Annotated in this window: 17 protein-coding genes; 10 read left to right on the top strand and 7 right to left on the bottom strand. The window is 63.8% G+C overall.

Annotation, left to right across the window (positions count from 1 at the left end; translation table 11 throughout):
* Positions 1–12 precede the first annotated feature (12 nt).
* Together AC3WQS_RS24165 and AC3WQS_RS24170 are read right to left on the bottom strand one after the other, a co-directional pair.
* Complete coding sequence (locus tag AC3WQS_RS24165; protein ID WP_492712390.1) at positions 13–2,334, bottom strand: arylsulfatase; 2,322 nt, start codon at positions 2,332–2,334, stop codon at positions 13–15.
* Complete coding sequence (locus AC3WQS_RS24170) at positions 2,331–3,326, bottom strand: TauD/TfdA dioxygenase family protein (RefSeq protein ID WP_020906760.1); 996 nt, start codon at positions 3,324–3,326, stop codon at positions 2,331–2,333. Before AC3WQS_RS24170 ends, AC3WQS_RS24165 begins: the two co-directional genes overlap by 4 nt.
* Before the next feature lie 342 nt (positions 3,327–3,668).
* Between AC3WQS_RS24170 and AC3WQS_RS24175 the strand changes: the two genes are divergently transcribed.
* A complete protein-coding gene (locus tag AC3WQS_RS24175; protein WP_020906761.1) occupies positions 3,669–4,940 on the top strand; it encodes an ROK family transcriptional regulator in 1,272 nt (423 codons plus the stop codon).
* A 15-nt stretch (positions 4,941–4,955) separates the two neighbouring features.
* On the opposite strand, the gene AC3WQS_RS24180 is transcribed toward AC3WQS_RS24175, so the two are convergent.
* On the bottom strand, positions 4,956–5,315 hold the full coding sequence (locus AC3WQS_RS24180) for a YybH family protein (RefSeq protein ID WP_019744400.1): 360 nt from the start codon (positions 5,313–5,315) through the stop codon (positions 4,956–4,958).
* 70 nt (positions 5,316–5,385) lie between these two features.
* Between AC3WQS_RS24180 and AC3WQS_RS24185 the strand changes: the two genes are divergently transcribed.
* Positions 5,386–6,255, top strand: coding sequence for a LysR family transcriptional regulator (locus AC3WQS_RS24185; protein WP_153212734.1), 870 nt, complete (start codon positions 5,386–5,388; stop codon positions 6,253–6,255).
* Here the strand turns inward: AC3WQS_RS24185 and AC3WQS_RS24190 are convergent.
* The 3 genes from AC3WQS_RS24190 to AC3WQS_RS24200 form a co-directional block, all read right to left on the bottom strand.
* Complete coding sequence (locus AC3WQS_RS24190; protein ID WP_019744398.1) at positions 6,221–7,225, bottom strand: tocopherol cyclase family protein; 1,005 nt, start codon at positions 7,223–7,225, stop codon at positions 6,221–6,223. The genes AC3WQS_RS24185 and AC3WQS_RS24190 overlap by 35 nt on opposite strands.
* Positions 7,222–7,614 carry a PaaI family thioesterase gene (locus AC3WQS_RS24195; protein ID WP_003942017.1) on the bottom strand — a complete coding sequence of 131 codons (393 nt, stop codon included), beginning with the start codon at positions 7,612–7,614 and terminating at the stop codon, positions 7,222–7,224. Before AC3WQS_RS24195 ends, AC3WQS_RS24190 begins: the two co-directional genes overlap by 4 nt.
* 65 nt (positions 7,615–7,679) lie before the next feature.
* The gene (locus tag AC3WQS_RS24200) at positions 7,680–8,453 is read right to left on the bottom strand and encodes a PIG-L family deacetylase (RefSeq protein WP_019744397.1); all 774 of its coding nucleotides are present in this window, start codon (positions 8,451–8,453) and stop codon (positions 7,680–7,682) included.
* 111 nt (positions 8,454–8,564) lie between these two features.
* On the opposite strand from AC3WQS_RS24200, the gene AC3WQS_RS24205 reads away from it, so the two are divergent.
* The 8 genes from AC3WQS_RS24205 (at position 8,565) to AC3WQS_RS24240 (ending at position 17,056) form a co-directional block, all read left to right on the top strand.
* Positions 8,565–9,791 (top strand): MFS transporter, encoded by a 1,227-nt coding sequence (locus tag AC3WQS_RS24205; RefSeq protein ID WP_070384590.1) that lies wholly within the window; start codon positions 8,565–8,567, stop codon positions 9,789–9,791.
* Positions 9,737–10,564, top strand: coding sequence for an alpha/beta fold hydrolase (locus AC3WQS_RS24210; protein WP_020906763.1), 828 nt, complete (start codon positions 9,737–9,739; stop codon positions 10,562–10,564). Before AC3WQS_RS24205 ends, AC3WQS_RS24210 begins: the two co-directional genes overlap by 55 nt.
* A gap of 42 nt (positions 10,565–10,606) precedes the next feature.
* Entirely contained in the window at positions 10,607–11,935 is a 1,329-nt protein-coding gene (gene mshA, locus AC3WQS_RS24215; protein ID WP_256064734.1) for a D-inositol-3-phosphate glycosyltransferase, read from the top strand.
* Entirely contained in the window at positions 11,932–12,429 is a 498-nt protein-coding gene (locus tag AC3WQS_RS24220) for a type III secretion system chaperone family protein (RefSeq protein ID WP_003941943.1), read from the top strand. The genes mshA and AC3WQS_RS24220 overlap by 4 nt, the downstream gene beginning before the upstream one ends.
* Positions 12,430–12,568: 139 nt before the next feature.
* Positions 12,569–14,170, top strand: a complete 1,602-nt coding sequence (locus AC3WQS_RS24225) for an AMP-binding protein (protein ID WP_019744393.1) — start codon at positions 12,569–12,571, stop codon at positions 14,168–14,170.
* Between the two features lie 46 nt (positions 14,171–14,216).
* The gene (locus AC3WQS_RS24230) at positions 14,217–14,972 is read left to right on the top strand and encodes a phosphoglyceromutase (RefSeq protein WP_003941992.1); all 756 of its coding nucleotides are present in this window, start codon (positions 14,217–14,219) and stop codon (positions 14,970–14,972) included.
* Between the two features lie 162 nt (positions 14,973–15,134).
* Positions 15,135–16,370 (top strand): sensor histidine kinase, encoded by a 1,236-nt coding sequence (locus tag AC3WQS_RS24235; RefSeq protein ID WP_019744391.1) that lies wholly within the window; start codon positions 15,135–15,137, stop codon positions 16,368–16,370.
* The gene (locus AC3WQS_RS24240) at positions 16,367–17,056 is read left to right on the top strand and encodes a winged helix-turn-helix domain-containing protein (RefSeq protein WP_003942020.1); all 690 of its coding nucleotides are present in this window, start codon (positions 16,367–16,369) and stop codon (positions 17,054–17,056) included. The genes AC3WQS_RS24235 and AC3WQS_RS24240 overlap by 4 nt, the downstream gene beginning before the upstream one ends.
* Before the next feature lie 71 nt (positions 17,057–17,127).
* Here the strand turns inward: AC3WQS_RS24240 and AC3WQS_RS24245 are convergent, their stop codons facing one another.
* On the bottom strand, positions 17,128–17,913 hold the full coding sequence (locus AC3WQS_RS24245) for a DUF3109 family protein (RefSeq protein WP_003941928.1): 786 nt from the start codon (positions 17,911–17,913) through the stop codon (positions 17,128–17,130).
* Positions 17,914–17,976 lie beyond the last annotated feature (63 nt).

The following is a 17,976-nucleotide window of genomic DNA, read 5'->3' on the forward strand; positions in this document are numbered from 1 at the left end:
GCAATCGTAGGGCTAGTCGGCGGCATACTCTGCCTCCCGTTCGATGGATTCGATGTGACGACGCGGTACCTTGACCGGGCCAGGGGTGTAGGTGACGGCGCGCAGCGCGCCGCTGTACCGGAATGGTCCGTGGCGTCGTCGTACTTCCCACGACACAGGTCCTCTGGCGTCGACCCCGACCGAGATGCCGGTCCACGGCGCCATCCCGACCAGTTGTACTTGCCCGAGCAGTTGGCCCGCGTGAATGCCGTCGACGCTGACGTGGAGATCCCAACGCAACCGCGGTAACACCGCCACGGACACGTCGATTTGCTTGGTGCCGACCGGCAATGGCCCCGCATCGACCACGGAGTAGGAACCGAAGGCGTTGTATCCGAGATGCAGGTTGCCGTCCTCGACGTAGAGAAGATATCCACCTTGTGGATCCCCATGGGCGACAAGGACGCCGGCGTCGCCTTCGCGGTAACCGTCGAGTTCGATCGTGATGTCGAAGTCACGGAACCCGATCAGTTTGGATGAGCGGTAGCGCTCCAGTGGGGGCGTTCCCGCAAGTAGTCGCACCGGGCGTGAGAGTGCCTCCTCCTCCGGACGGCGAACCGCGCCGACGGTATTGCCCAGTAGAGGAAACACGGTGTTCGCCCACGCCGAGTGGTCCCAGGCCTCGGCGAGTTCGCGAACCTTGTCGGGAAACCGTGATGCGAGGTCGTCGAGCTCGGTCGGGTCGGCTCGGACGTCGAACAATTGCCAGTGCGGTTTGTCGATGTCAGCTGGAGCGAGCGCCAGCAGTTTCCATCCGTCCTTGTAGTAGCCGCGGATTCCGGTCACCTCGGTGTACTGCTCGGTGTGGGTACTCGGAGCGGTGGGTGAACGCAGAACCGGCGCGCTCGACGCGCCGTCGAACTCCTTGACAGGCAGCCCGTTTCGCACGGTGGGGGTTTCGATTCCGGCCAGTTCGAGAAGCGTCGGCGTCAGGTCGGTGACATACGCGAACTGGTCGCGGATCCCGTTGTCGCCCGCTTCGGGTTTCAATCCCGCGGGCCAGGACAGGAGGAAGGGAACACGGATCCCACCGGCAAAGGATTGCCCTTTGTAGAACCGGAAGGGGGTGTTGGACGTCTGCCCCCATCCACGTGGATAGTGCACGCCCAATTCAGGTCCGCCGATGAGGGATTCGTCGTGTGGGACATCGCCCACCCAGTCCGGATCCTGAATATGTGCGAACTGCGCGAAGTAGCTTCGAGTCCCGTCCGAACCGCCCTCGGCGGTGCCGCCGTTGTCCGAGGTGAAGACGATGATCGTGTTGTCGAGTTCGCCCAGTTCGTCCAGGGTGTCGACGATGCGTCCGACGCTCTGATCGATCGAGTCGACCATCGCCGCGTACACCTCCATGTAGCGGGCGAACCGAGACTGCACCTCCGGCGTGAGCGAATCCCATTCGGGCACGTCGAACCCGGGTTCGGAGTTACGCGGTGCCTGTCGTGTCCCCTCCTGAAAGAGTCCCTGCAGTAGCTGAGAGGCGAACCGCGACTCGCGGATTCGATCCCAGCCCTCGTCGTAGCGACCGCGGTATTTCGCCTGATCGGCGGGTTTGGCCTGTAAGGGTCCGTGCATGGCGACGTGTGCGAAGTAGAGAAAGAACGGCTTGTCCTGATCGTGGGCGCGAAGGTCCTTGATGTACCCGACAGCCTTGTGGGTCAGATCGTCGGTGAGGTAGTAGCCCTCGGGATACTCGTCGACGTCGACCACAGAATTGTCGGAGATCAGTTGATTGGGGTAGTAGAAGGAGTTGAGTCCTTCGAGTGAGCCGTAGTAGCGATCGAATCCACGCTGTGTCGGCCAGGAGTCACGACTTCGTCCCGGGGCGAGGTTTGCGTCGCGCACGAGATGCCACTTGCCCACCGCATAGGTCGCATAGCCCGCGCCGCGGAGGATTTCGGGGAGTGTCTGGACGTCGTCGGCCAATTCCAGACGCAGTCCGGGGTATCCCGGATCGGCGTTGGCGACAAATCCGTACCCGGCGCGGTGCGGATTGAGGCCGGTGAGAAGCGCGGCGCGCGACGGCGAGCAGAGGGGCGTCGTGTGATAGTTGGTCATTCGAATGCCCTGCGAGGCAAGGCGGTCGAGGGTGGGAGTCTCGATCTCGGAGCCGAACGGTCCGATGTCGCTGTATCCCATGTCGTCGATCAGAACCACGACGATGTTGGGTGATCCGAGAGCCGGGGTCGTGGCTGTGGGCCACGCCGGGGTCGAATCGGCTGCGGTTCGGCCGATTCGACCCTCGAAGCCTTCGTAACCGCGCGCGTGCGGCGGAAGGGCGGAATCTGCGTGAGTCATGAGTTGTTCGAGGCACCTTCTGCCGCAACTGCACCTTCGATAACCGAATACTCGGAAGCGTCGCCGGCGATACTGCGGCTTCGTTCCCCATGGATGTTGACCGGGATGTCGCCGGCCAGTGTGATGCGCTCCAGACGCCGGTACTGGTTGTCGTAGTCTGCGATCGCGTAATGCTGGGTGGCCCGGTTGTCCCAGATCGCGACGTCACCCGCTTCCCAGTTCCAGCGCGTCGTGTACTCGAGCTTGATGGCGTGATCCTGCAAGAGCTTGAACACACCGTTCGACTGTTCGGTGCTCAACCCGACGAAGTTCTTGACAAAATGTCCGAGGACGAGCGTGCGTTCTCCGGTTTCGGGGTGGACACGCACCACAGGGTGCTCCGTCTCGAAGTACGTGGACTGGAACTCCTCGCGGTAGGCGGCCGTGCGATCTTCGGTGAGACGCTCGGCGCTGGTGGCCGCGTAATCGTAGACGTTCGTGTGGCGAGCCCAGAGGTTCTCCGCGAGCGCCTTGAGTGGATCCGGCAGTCCGTTGTACGCGGCTACCCCTGACGCCCACGTCGTGGAACCGCCGTATTCGGGCAGCTGCACCGCGCGCAGGATCGAAGCTTTGGGGATGCGATCGACGAAGGTGACGTCGGTGTGCCAACTGTTGGCCTTGCCCAGGTCCGAATCGATGGGCAGAACTTTTGCGCCGTGCGACTTCACCGTGGGGTGGGCAGTGGTCGGGGTGCCCAACAGCTGGGCGAACTCGTACTGCGAATCGTTGTCGAGGTGGTTCTGTCCGCGGAAGAAGATCACCTTGTGTTCGAGAAGCGCCTGTCGGATGAGTGAGATCGTCGCCGGATCGAGGTGCTCGCCGAGAGTGATTCCGTCGATTCGGGCGCCGATATGCGCGCCGAGGGGGGTGACAGTGCCGCGAGCGGCGCCGGCAGCCGCCCCGTTCGTTGATGCCGCGTCCGTGAGGGTCGGCTTGGCGAAAGCTGTAGACATGGTGCACCTTTCGTGGGGAGTGCACCCACCCAAACACGCGAGAATCCGCCTCGACAGGGTTGTGGTCAGTGTGATCGTTACCGCACCTGATTTGTGAATCTCGGTGAAGCTGCTACTTTTGGAGCCATGTCGACCGACCAGCCTGCCGCTTTGCGGGTCACCTATGTGACCGCTGCGCTTGGTTCGCGTCTGCCCTTGGCGCGAGAGCTGTGTTGTCGCCGCCGTTCTTTCTGCAGCTAATTTCTGCGCCTTTCCTGTCTTTCTCTTCGCTTGACCAGCGCAAAAGCTGATTTCGCGGTCGACAGAGATATGCGCCTTCTCCTCCTTCTGCAAGGGACAGCCATGTCGACACCCACCATCTCCGCCATTCCGAACATCAGATCGCGAACCGCGCTCTCGGGAACGCGGACCCGTACCCAGATCGTCGTGCCCGAACTGCGCATTGCCGACGGACCGTCCGCGACGGTGTTGCGCATTGCTCGATCCCGCGGGCCGCTCTCTCGCGATACCGCGGCGAAAGCGTCCGGACTGAGTATTGCCACCGTGAACCGGCAGGTCACGAGCCTGCTGGACCTCGGGATCCTGCGCGAACGCGCAGACTTGACAGCCTCCGGCGCCATCGGGCGTCCGCGGGTTCCGTTCGAGGTCAACCACGAGCCGTACTTGACCGTGGGCATTCATATCGGTGCCGTCGTCACCAGCATCATCGCCAGCGACATTCGTGGCAAGGTGCTCGGCGCCGTCGAGATTCCGACTCCCGCCACCAATTCTGCTGTCGCGCTTGCCACCATTGCGCGCTCGGCCAAATCGTTTGCCTCACGGTGGCACAAGCGTCGTCCACTCGCCGTCGGCGTGGCCATCGGCGGTCGCGTCGATTCGGCGACCGGAGTAGTCGATCACCCGCGCCTGGGGTGGAAGGGCGCCAAAGTCGGATCCATCATCGGAGCCGGCTTGGACCTTCCTGTATCAGTCGCCGCCCACGTCGAGGCGATGGCTGCGTCGGAACTTCTGCTCAGCACCGACCGTGCCGAGGCTCCGACGCCGGGCACTACCGGGCTGTACTTCTACGCCCGTGAAACTGCCGGTATCGCAATCACTTTCGAAGGTCGAGTGCACACGCCGTCCAGCGGACCCGGTTCGATCGCGCACCTTCCGACGGGTTCGTCCGCACGGTGCACCTGCGGCGCCGTGGGTTGCCTTGAAGCAACGATCAGTGACCGCGCCGTAGTCGCGCAGGCTTTGTCTTCGGGCGCAGTGATCCAGGGCAGTGAGCGTGTCACGATCGCGGACGTCTACCGGGCTGCGTCGTCGGGTTCCATTCCGGCACACGAGCTTCTGGTTGATCGAGCACGCGTCCTCGGCCGGACGGTGGCAATGCTGCGTGACCTGTTCAACCCGGATCGTGTGATTCTGGGTGGTCAGGCATTCACCGACTATCCCGCCGGAGTGCCCCATGTCGCCGAGGCTTTCTCGACGGCATCCTCTTTGGAGCGTAAGGACATTCGAATTACCGGTTTCGGTAATCGGGTCCAGGAATACGCTTCCACGGTCGTGTCACTGAGTTCACTGTTTGCTGATCCCGCTGCGGCCATGCGTCGCGCGTCGGCCGTCTGACTGCGAAGAGGGTAGTCAGAGTTCCGGTCGATCCAAGACTCGCAACCATGATCCGTCGGACTGGCGGCGCGCGACCTGCGTGCGCCCGCCGGTTCCGTCGGAAGGTTTGGTCGAGGTCATGGCGAGGTCGCCGCTGATCACCGTCGGTAGAGATTCCTCGACGGTGAATCTCGGTGCAGCTGCCAGCATCTGAGAGATCACCTCGCGGATGGCTTGGCGACCCACGGTGAGGGATCCGGGCGGGAAGGCCATCACCGCATCCTCCTCGTAGAGTGCGGCGACGGCGTCTGCGTCACCAGCGTTGGCGAACTGCACAAAAAGCTTTGCGATGTCTTCCGGGGTTCCGGCCTTCTGAACGTCATCTGTTGTTGTCATGCTTCCATCGTTCTACCGCACCGGCGATAAGTCCAAGATCTAGTTTGTCTCGCAGCTAGAATCAGCAGTTATGGAACTTCGGCAGCTCGAATACTTTGTCACGGTAGTGGAGGAAGCCAACTTCACTCGCGCCGCCGAGCGGCTTCACGTAGCCCAACCGGGTGTGAGTGCGCAGGTCAAACGGCTGGAACGTGAGTTGGGGCAGGAATTGCTCGATCGTAGTGGTCGAACCGTTTGTCTGACCGACGCCGGGCGAGCTGTCCTCCCGCACGCCTACGCTGCACTTGCTTCCGTTCAGAGCACCCGCGACGCTGTCGATGCCTTGAACGGACTGGTTCGGGGTTCCGTTTCGGTCGGGATGGTTACCGCCTGCGCTTCCGCCGACCTCACAGATCTGCTCAGTCGGTTGCACAACAAACACCCCGGACTGGACATTTCGCTGGCCGAGGACGATTCGCGCAGTTTGCTTGCCGGAGTGTTGGACGGAACCTTCGACATAGCCGTCATCGGGGTGGCGGGCGAGCTGCCGGAAGGGCTCGAATCGAGGGTGATCACCGACGAACGACTGGTGGCCGGAGTGGCGGCGGATCATCCGCTGGCCGAGGTGTCGTCTCTGCCGTTTGCCGAACTCGCGACGCAATCGGTCATCTGTCTGCCGGAGGGAACCGGCATCAGAACGTGTCTGGACTTCGCGTGCGCCGCAGCCGGTACCAAGCCGACGGTTGCGCTCGAGGCAAGCAACCTCGGCATCATCGTTTCATTGGCAGCGCAGGGGCTGGGAATGGCCGTGCTTCCGGAGTCGACAGTGGGGGAGTTGCATCGGATCGATCTCGAACCGGAAGCACGATCTCGGCTGGAATTGGTCTGGCGTTCGTCGGGCGGCAAGAATCCGGCGGCCTCCGCTCTCATCGATCTTGCGAGAGCTGTTCCCGTCGAGTGAGTTCGGCCTGCGCCCGATCCAATCCGCCGTGCTCGAGAGCAGCCAACCGTGACCTGTCCTTCCAGACTATGGTGCCGCGCCGGCGGACGATGACCGACATGGTTCCACCGAGATGCTCGAGCGCTCCTGGCACGTTTCGACGCTCGGCAGGTATCGGAACAGGAAGAATATGTGCGTCGGCGATGGGCGCGGTCCCGTCGATGTCGACGCTCCACTTCCGGCTGTAGCCGCGAAGAGTCCAGCGATCGTCGGACACCGTCGTCTCCACCTGTGACGTCAGCGGATTACCCAGCCGCAATACCGTTCCGTCCGGTAGCGCGGCAACGACGGCGGTGACTTCGGTGCGCAGAGGTCCGGCGCTGACCTGGCCGCCGGCAAACGCCACGCAGGCTCGAGGATCGGTGAACCCCTGTGCCTGTCCCCACCACCAGGATTCCGGGAATCCTCCCTTTCCCCAGTTCTTCTCGCCGTACACCTGTGCCCCGGTGAGATCCCAGTTCTGCCCGTCGATGACGGCGCTTCCCTCGACCCGGCCGCCGAGCAGCCACGGATGCCAGTATTGATTGAGTGCGGGAACTGATTGGAAGTAGCTCGATCCCCCGAAGCGGCGATGCGGCCAGAATCGCTGATTGCTGATCCGCACGTCGAGATGGCTGTCGCCGAAATCGACCTGCAGTCGATCGGCATTGCCGCGGAAAGCGTTGTCGGCGTAGGCCCCCAGGATACGTGGATCGGCCGATCCGCTCGGATGTTCGGCGGTACGGAGGAATCCGCCTGGATGTGCCGCGAGACCGAGCGTCGACCAGTTGCCGCCGTCGGACTTGTTGATTCCGGCGAGCGCGATCACCACCCGTCCGCTGCCTGGCATCGTGAATCGCCAGAAGTAACCCTCCATCGCAACGTCATGGGAGGCAAGCAGATTGCCGTACGGCAGGGTGGCACCCGAGGCGCGGTACGCGGGACGCTTCACGGTCCCAATACTGCCTGTGATGCGGTGACCTGAGCGACGAGGCGGCCTTCGTCGTCGCGAATCTCGGTCACGACCGCGACGGTGCTGCGCCCCGCATGCAGTGGCCGGGCGGTTGCGGTGACCGTGCCCTTGCGCACCCCGCGAGTGAACACGGTCGACGAACTGGTGGTGGAAGTGCTTGCACCGGGCGGAAGATTGAGGAATGCACAGACGGCGCCGACGCTGTCTGCCAGCGTCATCAAGGCGCCGCCGTGCATTCCGTTGCCGGCGGTGGTGCGGTGGCTGTCCCAATCCAGATGGCCGACAACCTGTTCGGGTGCCGCGCTGTCCAACTGAATTCCGGTGTGAACTGCAAAAGGCATGCTCGCGACAAGTTGTTCGAGGTCCATGCCTACCGATGGTAACGAGCCGCCGAAACCTCCGTCGGGACTTCGGTTTATCGAGGGCGGTGACTTCAGAGGGGAAGGGCGGTTTCGGACAGACCTTCCGGCGCGTTGCGGCGACGGAACCACTCGGTGCCGAATGCCGCGGCGAGCTGCTCCGTCGGCATTTCGAGGAACGGGCCGAAATCGCCGACCTGCGTCGCGTGTGCGTACATGGCCGCGCGCTTGGACGAGATCACCGAACTGACATCGACGGCGGTGGTGAGTTGGTCTGCCGGAAGCCCGAACGATTCGATGTCCGGCGGCTGCGCCTCTTCGGTCCACTCGGGGTTGGCCTGCATCAGCATCTTCATGTGATCGCGGTTGGTGGACGCCTCGTAGACGAACGGCGTGCCTGCGAGTTCTGCGGCCCGGACGCCGACATGGTGGACCTGGATGTGATCCGGGTGCCCGTATCCGCCGTTGGGGTCGTAGATGGTCAGGACATCGGCGTTCTCTTCACGAAGAACCTCGGCCAGACGCTCGGCGGCCTTCTCGACGTCGACGTTGCAGAACGCTTCCGGATTCTCGTTCTCGGGCGTACCCACCATCCCGGAATCCGGGTAATGCAGGGACACGACGCGATTGGCGCCCAACGCGTCGGTGGACGCCTCGAGTTCACGGCTGCGGCGCTGAGCCAACGTCTCGTATTCGTCCAACAGGCCGTCGGGGAATTCACCGAGAGCACCGTCGGTAGCGGTGACGACTACGACGCGGTGACCTGCGTCGGCGGCCATTCTCATCACGCCACCCGTAGTGAAAACTTCGTCATCGGGATGGGCGTGGAAACACACCAGGACACTCATTCGCGCAATCGTAAGGCAAGTTACCGACAGGTCAACCCGAGCGCACAGTGAAAACGATTTGTCGAGTCGGCCTCGGCTCTGTGAACCTTGTTCAGTGCACGAGAAGCTGACATGAGCGAATCCACCAACAAAGGCCTGCTGAGCGCCTACCGCGAGATCTTTGCCGCCCCCGGATCGGTCGCCTTCTCAGCCGCCGGATTTGTCGCAAGGCTGCCGATCGCCATGATCGGCATCGGAATCGTGACGATGATCTCGCAACTTCGTGGTGACTACGCGCTCGCCGGCGCGCTCGCCGCGGTTTTTGCGCTCTCGTCGGCGATCATCGCGCCCGCGGTCTCACGTGCGGTCGACCGCTTCGGACAGCGTGCGGTCCTGCCGATTGCCGCAGCCGTGAGCGTCACGGCGATCGGGGCGCTCTTGCTCGCAGTGCGGATGGAAGCTCCCGATTGGCTGCTTTTCGTTCTGGTCGTCCCCGGCGGCGCCACCCCGACGATCGGCGCGATGATCCGCGCCAGGTGGGTGGCGATCTATGTCGGAAAACCTCAGCTGCGCACCGCCTTCGCCTTCGAATCCGTGGTGGACGAACTCTGTTTCGTGGCGGGCCCCGTCATTTCGGTCGGCCTGAGTATCGGGCTCTTTCCCGAGGCCGGACCGCTGGCGGGACTGATTCTGCTGGTCACCGGAACCCTGCTGCTGGTCATACAGCGAGGAACCGAACCGAAGGTGCATCCGCGCCGACCCGGCCGCGGACGGTCGGTTCTCGGTAATCACGTGATGTGGATCGTCATCGTGATCATGGTGATGCTCGGAACGATCTTCGGCGTCATCGACGTCGGCGCCATCGCGTTCACCGAGGAACAGAATTCGCCGGGATCCGCGACGCTGGTCCTCGCGCTGTTCGCCGGCGGTTCGGGAATCGCGGGACTGATCTTCGGGTCGATGCACCCGGCGCGATCGCTGCGCGGTCAACTGATGATCGCGTCCTCCGCGGTCGCCGTTCTCAGCGTCCCGCTTCTCCTGGTCGGAAACGTGGCCGCACTCGCGGGTGCGTACGTGCTGGCAGGCGCGACCGTCGCACCGACGCTCATCATCGCGACAGCGCTGGTCGAACAGATCGTCCCCCCGGAAAAGCTCACGGAGGGAATGACCCTGACGGTCACCGGCCTCGGCGTCGGCGTGGCGCTCGGGTCTGCGCTGGCCGGGCAACTGATCGACCGCTACGACGTCTCGTCGGCGTACATGCTCGCGGTCGGCGCTGCAGTCGCAGCCTCTATCGTGACGGCATGTCTATTCGTGAAGCCGTCAGCGTCGACGGCACGTCCATCGTCTATCGAGTAACCGGAAATTCGGCGGGGACCCCGCTGGTGCTGCTGCACGGCTGGGCTCAGTCGTCGCAGTGCTGGGGCGAGCAGGTCCTCGCGGACCTGGCTGCGGACTACCGCCTGATCGCTGTCGATCTGCGCGGCCACGGTTACTCCGATGCTCCCGAAACCGGATACGACGACTCCGCGAACTGGGCCGGCGACGTCGCGGCTGTTCTCGCGGCAGAAGGCGTCACCGAGAACGCGATACTGCTCGGCTGGTCGTACGGCGGTCTGGTGATCTGCGATTATCTGGCAGCGCACGGAACCGGTGCGGTGGCGGGTGCGGTTCTGGTCGGTGCGATCACCAGCATCGGCCGCGGTGAGAAGGGCGGCAAGGTCGGCTCGGCGATGCGTAGCGCGGTTCCCGGCGCGATGTCCGAAGATCCCCGCGAGGCGATCAGGGCACTCGGCGCTTTCGGCAACGCTCTCACCGGCCCACCCGAGGGCAAGGGCGCAGCGTCGCAGGCCTTGTTCGGGTACAGCCTCTCGACCCGTCCGCGGGTACGAGCAGCATTGTTCAACCGTGCTGTCGGTCACGACGACTTGCTTCGTAACCTGGATATCCCCGTTCTCGTTCTGCACGGAACCGAGGACTCCGTCGTCGACGTGAGTGCAGGTAAGCACGCCGAGGAACTGATTCCCAAGTCCCAGGCGTCGTACTGGGAAGGCTGCAATCACGGCCCGTTCGTGGAGGATCCGACACGATTCGTGTCCGAAGTGCGAACCTTCATCTCGAGCCTCGGTTAGAGTTCGCGCCCGGTGAGGGGGCAGTATGGAGTCGTGACGCCCATGCACATTTCGCGCCCTCGCCGGGTGGCCGTTCTCTCGGTCCACACCTCGCCATTGGCGCAACCCGGCACCGGTGACGCGGGTGGGATGAACGTCTACGTTCTGCAATCCGCGATTCAGCTCGCCAAACGTGGCGTCGAGGTGGAGATATTCACCCGCGCGACGTCCTCGGCCGACGCGCCCGTGGTGGACGCCGCTCCCGGAGTGCGGGTTCGGAACATCGCAGCTGGTCCCTTCGAAGGGCTGGACAAGGCGGATCTGCCGACTCAACTGTGTGCCTTCGTCGCGGGCGTTCTACGGGAGGAAGCGCGACACGAGCCCGGGTACTACAGCCTGATCCACTCGCACTACTGGTTGTCCGGGCAGGTCGGCTGGCTGGCTCGCGACCGTTGGGGCGTTCCCCTCGTACACACTGCCCACACCCTCGCGGCGGTGAAGAATCTTTCGCTTGCCGAGGGAGACACCCCGGAGCCGGCAGCACGTCAGATCGGTGAGCAGCAAGTAGTCGCCGAGTCCGATCGCCTGGTCGCCAACACCACCGACGAAGCCAAGGCGCTGCACGAGTTGTACGGCGCAGATCCCACGCGTATCGACGTCGTGGCTCCCGGCGCCGATCTCACCCGCTACCGACCGGGCGATCGCGATTCCGCCCGCGCGTCGTTGGGGTTGGACCCGGGCGAGATCGTCGTGACTTTCGTCGGCCGCATCCAACCGCTCAAAGCGCCGGACGTTCTGCTGCGTGCTGCCGCCGAAGTGATCAGCCGCAGGCCCGGGTTGCCGCTGCGCATCCTCGTCGTCGGTGGCCCGTCCGGAACCGGCCTCGCGCGGCCGGACGTGCTGATCGAACTTGCACGATCACTCGGCATCACCGCGCAGGTGACGTTCTTGCCACCGCAGGCACCGGAGCGTCTCGCCGATGTCTACCGTGCCTCGGATCTGGTTGCGGTGCCGAGCTATTCGGAGTCCTTCGGGTTGGTCGCCATCGAAGCTCAAGCCTGCGGAACTCCCGTGATCGCCGCTGACGTCGGCGGACTGGGAGTAGCCGTACGCAACGGGGAGACAGGCCTGCTGGTTCAAGGACACCGCACCGAAGACTGGGCCGGCGCCCTCGAATCTTTGGTGACAGCGCCGACGCGCTTGGCCGCACTCGCCGCGCAGGCACCGCGTCACGCCGAGAATTTCTCGTGGGAACACACCGCGGACGGTTTGCTCGAGAGCTATCGCAAAGCCGCAGTCAACTACAACAACGGAACCGGTCCAAGCGACTTCTCGCCCCGCCGTGCGCGGGGTCTGTGGCGTCTGCGCCGGACCGGGGGAGTGCGTACATGAGCAGCATTTCGGACACCATCGAGCAGGCCCTCACCGAGCGCGAACTCGAATTCACCAGAAAAGACGACGCGCATTTCATCGTCGAACTTCCCGGTGAACACAAACTCAAGACGTCGACTCTGCTCACCGTCGGCAATCACGGTGTGCGGGTCGAGGCCTTCGTGTGCCGCAAGGTGGACGAGAACTTCGAAGGCGTCTACAAGTTCCTGCTCAAGCGCAACCGTCGTCTGTACGGGGTGGCGTACACACTCGACAAGGTCGGGGACATCTACCTGGTCGGCAAGATCGCGGAGCATGCCGTGACCGGCGATGAACTCGACCGAGTGCTCGGTCAGGTTCTCGAAGCCGCCGACGGCGATTTCAACGTCATCCTCGAACTCGGCTTCTCCTCGTCCATCAAGCGTGAGTGGGCGTGGCGGGTGTCGCGAGGCGAGTCGCTGGCGAATCTCGAACCGTTCAAGCACCTCATCGAGGAGGAGCCCGCGCAGAGCTGATCGAGCGGGGTGAGACACATCGCGGATGTGTCACGTAAAGTGACCTTTACTTGTGACTGTCGTCACGGAATAATACTGTTCCCGTGAGTCACAGTAAGTTGGTCACACCACCCCGCCGCGCAACTTTTCGAGGAGCACAGTGAGCTTCAAGAGTCCGTTCCCCGACGTTGAAATCCCCAACCTCAGCGTCTACGACTTCCTGTTCGGAAATACCGACCCCGCAGACCTCGACAAGACGGCATTCGTCGAGGGCAGTTCGGGCGCAGTCACCACATACGCTTCGCTGATCGCACAGATCAACGGCGTTGCAGGCGCTCTCGCAGCGCGCGGACTCGCCGTCGGCGACGTGGTCGGGCTGCATTCGCCCAACGTCCCGGCCTTCGGTTCCGTCTTCCACGGCATCCTTCGTGCCGGTGGCGTCGCGACCACGATCAACGCGCTCTACACCGCCGAGGACATCGCCAAGCAGCTCACCGATTCCAAGGCCAAGTTCCTCTTCACCGTCTCGCCGCTCCTGCCGCAGGCAAAGGCAGCTGCTGACCTGGTCGGTATCCCGGCAGAGAACGTCTTCGTGCTCGACGGTGCCGAAGGCCATCTGTCGCTGCGAGATCTGCTCGGCGAGGGCGCAGCGGCGCCCGAGGTCTCCTTCGATCCGGCCACCCAGCTCGCGGTGCTGCCGTACTCGTCTGGCACCACCGGCCGACCCAAGGGGGTCATGCTCACTCATCGCAACCTCGTGGCCAACGTCTGCCAGATCATTCCGCGGATGGGCATCGAGACCGACGACAAGATTCTCGCGGTCCTGCCGTTCTTCCACATCTACGGCATGACGGTGCTGCTCAACGCTGCGCTCTACCGCCGCGCGAGCCTCATCACGATGCCGAAGTTCGATCTCGTCGAGTTCCTGCGGATCGTCGCCGAGCAGAAGTCGACGTACATCTTCGTCGCACCGCCCGTTGCCGTCGCGCTGGCAAAGCACCCGCTCGTCGATCAGTACGACCTCTCGAGCGTGCACACCATCTTCTCCGGTGCGGCCCCGCTCGACGCGGCACTCGGCAAGGCCGTCGCCGACCGGTTGAACTGCCACGTCCGCCAGGGCTACGGCATGTCCGAGATGAGCCCGGTCTCGCACGCGATCCCCTTCGATCGTGACGACATCGCCCTCGACACGTGCGGTCCGACCATCGCCAACATGGAATGCAAGCTCGTCGACCCCGGAACGGGCGAAGAGGTCGCGTACCCGGCTCTCGGCTCGGACGGCGTCAGCGAGCCCGGCGAACTGTGGTGCAAGGGCCCGAACATCATGCTCGGCTACCTCGGCAACGACCAGGCCACCAAGGACACCCTCGACGACGACGGTTACCTGCATACCGGTGACATTGCGACCGTCGACGGCGACGGCGTCGTCAAGATCGTCGACCGCCTCAAGGAACTGATCAAGTACAAGGGCTACCAGGTTCCCCCGGCGGAACTCGAGGCTTTGCTGCTGACCCACCCGCAGATCGCCGACGCCGCAGTGATCGGCGTGCTCGACGCCGAGGGCGAAGAGGTCCCGAAGGCATTCGTCGTGCTCCAGGGCGGCGCCGAGTTGACCGAAGCCGACGTGATCTCGTTCGTCGCCGAGCGAGTCTCGCCGCACAAGAAGGTTCGCCAGGTTTCGTTCATCAGCACCGTGCCGAAATCCGCGGCCGGAAAGATCCTCCGCAAGGATCTGCGAACTGCGGAAGTAGCCCCGAGCTGATTTCCGGACAGGGTTGATCAAGAAGGGTTCCGGTACTCGTGCCAGGATGAACGCCATGAGTATCGGAACCCTGGTCCTGCTCCGCCACGGCGAGAGCGAATGGAATGCACTCAATCTGTTCACCGGCTGGGTGGACGTACACCTGACAGACAAGGGCATGGCCGAGGGCAAGCGCGCCGGCGAACTGCTCGCCGAGCACAACCTGTTGCCCGACGTTCTCTACACGTCTCTGCTGCGCCGCGCGATCAGCACGGCCAACCTCGCACTCGACGCCGCCGATCGCCACTGGATCCCGGTAGTGCGCGACTGGCGTCTCAACGAGCGCCACTACGGCGCTCTGCAGGGCAAGAACAAGGCGCAGACCAAGGAAGAGTACGGAAACGAGCAGTTCATGCTCTGGCGTCGTAGCTACGACACCCCGCCGCCCGCCATCGAAGCCGGCAGCGAGTACAGCCAGGACACCGATCCCCGGTACGCGAACCTCGACGAGGTTCCCTTGACCGAGTGCCTGCTCGACGTCGTCAAGCGTCTGATCCCGTACTGGGAGGACACCATCTCCCAGGAGCTGCTCGCCGGCCGGAACGTGCTGGTCACCGCGCACGGCAACTCGCTGCGTGCATTGGTCAAGCACCTCGACGGCATCTCGGACGAGGACATCGCGGGCCTGAACATCCCGACCGGAATCCCGCTGCGCTACGACCTCGACGAGAACCTGAAGCCGCTCAATCCCGGCGGCACCTACCTGGATCCGGAGGCCGCAGCTGCCGGCGCCGCCGCGGTGGCGAATCAGGGCGGAAAGTAGCAACCCGATGATGTGCGTCGAGGCCCCCCGAACAGTGTTTTCGGGGGGCCTCGGCCAACAACAGATGAACGACGAACCAACGCCGTCCACCTGGCGGATTACGCGGGCGGGAACGTCCGAACCCGCCGTAACCGACACTTCGCGCGAACGTACGATTGCGCCGTGAGTGTCGTGATTGCAGTGCTGCTGGTCGTGGTCGCCGGCCTGGTCGGCTACCTCGTCGGCGGGGTGCTGGTACCCAGGCTGTCGTCGCGCCAGAGTCAGCGCTCGGACGAACAGACCGGGCTCACGATGTCTCAGGTTCTCGACCTCATCGTGTTGGCTTCGGAAAGTGGTATCGCCGTCGTCGACGGTTTCCACGACGTCGTGCTCTTCAACCCTCGCGCCGAGGAACTCGGCCTCGTCAAGAATCGTCTGGTCGACGAGCGAGCTTGGCGGGCTGCTCAGGAAGTTCTGCGGACGGGCCAAGCCGTCGAGGTCGATCTGACGGCGCAGACCGCTCAGCGCGGCCGCGACAAGATCGCGGTACGTGGCACGGCCCGGTTGCTCAGCAAGGACGATCGCAATTTCGTGGTCCTGTTCGCCGACGACGATTCCGAGCAGGTCCGCATGGAGGCGACGCGACGCGATTTCGTCGCGAACGTCAGCCACGAACTCAAGACGCCGGTCGGCGCGATGAGTTTGCTCGCGGAGGCACTGCTCGAATCTGCTGACGACCCGGAATCGGTGCGGCACTTCGGCGAACGGGTGCTGGGCGAGTCGATTCGTCTGGGCAAGATGGTCACCGAGTTGATCGCACTCTCGCGCCTCCAGGGCGCCGAGAAGCTGCCGGATCTCGACGTGGTCGACGTCGACACCGTGGTGTCCGAGGCACTGTCGAGGTCGAATCTGTCGGCCGAGGCCGCCGGGATCACCGTCACCACCGACCATCCGAGTGGGCTGGAAGTACTCGGGGATCAGACTCTCCTCGTCACAGCATTGTCCAACCTCATCGAGAACGCTATTGCTTACTCGCCCAAGGGTTCTCCGGTGTCCGTCAGTCGGTCGGTACGCGGCGACAACGTCGCGATCGCAGTCACCGACCGAGGAGAAGGCATCGCGAAAGCGGACCAGGAGCGAGTGTTCGAGAGATTCTTCCGCGTGGACAAGGCGCGGTCACGGCAGACCGGCGGAACAGGTCTGGGGCTGGCGATCGTCAAACACGTCGCGGCCAATCACAACGGCTCCATCGAACTGTGGAGCAAACCGGGAACAGGGTCTACCTTCACGTTGCAGATACCGGCACACGTGGAGTCCGACGACGACATCGACTCTGACGACGCGGGAACCGCCGGTTCCACGCGGATCGGCAGACGAGAACAAGGCAGTAGAGAAAACGGCATGGAGGCCAAACGATGACGAGTGTGCTGATCGTGGAGGACGAGGAGTCCTTGGCGGACCCGCTGGCGTTCCTGCTCCGCAAGGAGGGCTTCGAGACCACCATCGTCAACGACGGACCGTCGGCGTTGGCGGAATTCGATCGCTCCGGAGCGGACATCGTCCTGCTCGACCTCATGCTGCCCGGCATGAGTGGCACCGACGTCTGCAAGGCGCTGCGGTCGCGCTCCGGCGTTCCCGTCATCATGGTGACGGCGCGTGACAGTGAGATCGACAAGGTCGTCGGCCTCGAACTCGGTGCGGACGACTATGTGACCAAACCGTATTCGGCGCGCGAGCTGATCGCCCGCATCCGTGCGGTGCTGCGCCGCGGGGTGGAGAACGAGGCGGATCTCGCCTCCGACAACGGGGTGCTCGAGGCCGGACCGGTGCGGATGGACGTCGAGCGCCACGTCGTACAGGTTGCCGGTAACCCGGTGACGTTGCCGCTCAAGGAGTTCGACCTCCTCGAGTACCTGCTCCGCAACTCCGGCCGGGTGCTGACCCGTGGACAGTTGATCGACCGCGTCTGGGGCGCCGACTACGTCGGTGACACTAAAACCCTTGACGTACACGTGAAGCGGTTGCGTTCGAAGATCGAATCGGATCCGGCCAAGCCCGAACACCTGGTCACGGTCCGCGGATTGGGCTACAAGCTCGAAGCGTGATCGAACCTCGAGACGAATTCAGCCGCTCACACGATCGTGTGAGCGGCTGAATTCTTTTTGTCTACGTGGAGTCAGCCCTGAGCTTTGTTCTGAGCGATCGTGGTCGCCGGATGGACTGCTATGAGGCCGAGGCCGGCGCGACGCCTGCAGAGGCGAGCCAGCTCGTCGTACGCACGCTTTCCGAGAAGCTCTGTCAGTTCCGGCCCGTAGGACTGCCAGACCTGCCGCTCCCCGACATGAGCGTCGGGGGAGCCGGAGCAGTACCAGGCGAGGTCGTCGCCGCCCTCACCCCAGCCGCGGCGGTCGTACTCGGTGATCGTGGTCTTGAGGATCTGAACGCCGTCCGGCCGGTCGACCCAGTCCTGGGTGCGGCGGATGGGTAGCTGCCAGCACACGTCCGGCTTCACCTCGAGCGGCTCGATGCCCTTCTTGAGCGCCATGGAATGCAGTGCGCAGCCCTCGCCGCCGGCAAAACCCGGCCGGTTGAGGAAGATGCACGCTCCTTTGTAGCGGCGGGTGCGCAGCGCGGGCTCGTCCTCGAGGTCGTCTTCTTCGACGTAGCCCTTCTTGCCGAGACCCTTTTCCATGAACTGCCAGTCTTCGGCTGTGAGCATTTTCACTGACGCATCGAGCTTGTCCTGATCCTCCTGATCGGAGAGGAAAGCGCCGTGCGAGCAGCAACCGTCGTCCGGGCGGTCGCCGATGATGCCCTGACACGCCGGCGTGCCGAACACGCAGGTCCAATGCGAGAGCAACCACGTCATATCAGCGGAAATGAGGTGCTCGGAGTTGTCCGGATCGACAAATTCGACCCATTCGCGCGGGAAATCGAGATCGACCTCGGGGCTCGGAGTCATCTTGTGGGACCGGTCTGGGTTACCTGCTGTCACAAGGGCCGACGGTAGACCCAGTAACGTGGC

The sequence above is a fragment of the Rhodococcus sp. FW305-130 genome (genome assembly GCF_058788335.1).

What these genes read in the sequence shown, in the direction of transcription:
- AC3WQS_RS24175 (WP_020906761.1), top strand. Translation starts at nt 3,669, where the DNA reads ATGTCGACACCCACCATCTCCGCCATTCCGAACATCAGATCGCGAACC.
- AC3WQS_RS24200 (WP_019744397.1), bottom strand. Translation starts at nt 8,453, where the DNA reads ATGAGTGTCCTGGTGTGTTTCCACGCCCATCCCGATGACGAAGTTTTC.
- AC3WQS_RS24240 (WP_003942020.1), top strand. Translation starts at nt 16,367, where the DNA reads ATGACGAGTGTGCTGATCGTGGAGGACGAGGAGTCCTTGGCGGACCCG.
- AC3WQS_RS24180 (WP_019744400.1), bottom strand. Translation starts at nt 5,315, where the DNA reads ATGACAACAACAGATGACGTTCAGAAGGCCGGAACCCCGGAAGACATC.
- AC3WQS_RS24210 (WP_020906763.1), top strand. Translation starts at nt 9,737, where the DNA reads ATGTCTATTCGTGAAGCCGTCAGCGTCGACGGCACGTCCATCGTCTAT.
- AC3WQS_RS24185 (WP_153212734.1), top strand. Translation starts at nt 5,386, where the DNA reads ATGGAACTTCGGCAGCTCGAATACTTTGTCACGGTAGTGGAGGAAGCC.
- AC3WQS_RS24230 (WP_003941992.1), top strand. Translation starts at nt 14,217, where the DNA reads ATGAACGCCATGAGTATCGGAACCCTGGTCCTGCTCCGCCACGGCGAG.
- AC3WQS_RS24170 (WP_020906760.1), bottom strand. Translation starts at nt 3,326, where the DNA reads ATGTCTACAGCTTTCGCCAAGCCGACCCTCACGGACGCGGCATCAACG.
- AC3WQS_RS24220 (WP_003941943.1), top strand. Translation starts at nt 11,932, where the DNA reads ATGAGCAGCATTTCGGACACCATCGAGCAGGCCCTCACCGAGCGCGAA.
- mshA (WP_256064734.1), top strand. Translation starts at nt 10,607, where the DNA reads ATGCACATTTCGCGCCCTCGCCGGGTGGCCGTTCTCTCGGTCCACACC.
- AC3WQS_RS24205 (WP_070384590.1), top strand. Translation starts at nt 8,565, where the DNA reads ATGAGCGAATCCACCAACAAAGGCCTGCTGAGCGCCTACCGCGAGATC.
- AC3WQS_RS24245 (WP_003941928.1), bottom strand. Translation starts at nt 17,913, where the DNA reads ATGACTCCGAGCCCCGAGGTCGATCTCGATTTCCCGCGCGAATGGGTC.
- AC3WQS_RS24195 (WP_003942017.1), bottom strand. Translation starts at nt 7,614, where the DNA reads ATGGACCTCGAACAACTTGTCGCGAGCATGCCTTTTGCAGTTCACACC.
- AC3WQS_RS24165 (WP_492712390.1), bottom strand. Translation starts at nt 2,334, where the DNA reads ATGACTCACGCAGATTCCGCCCTTCCGCCGCACGCGCGCGGTTACGAA.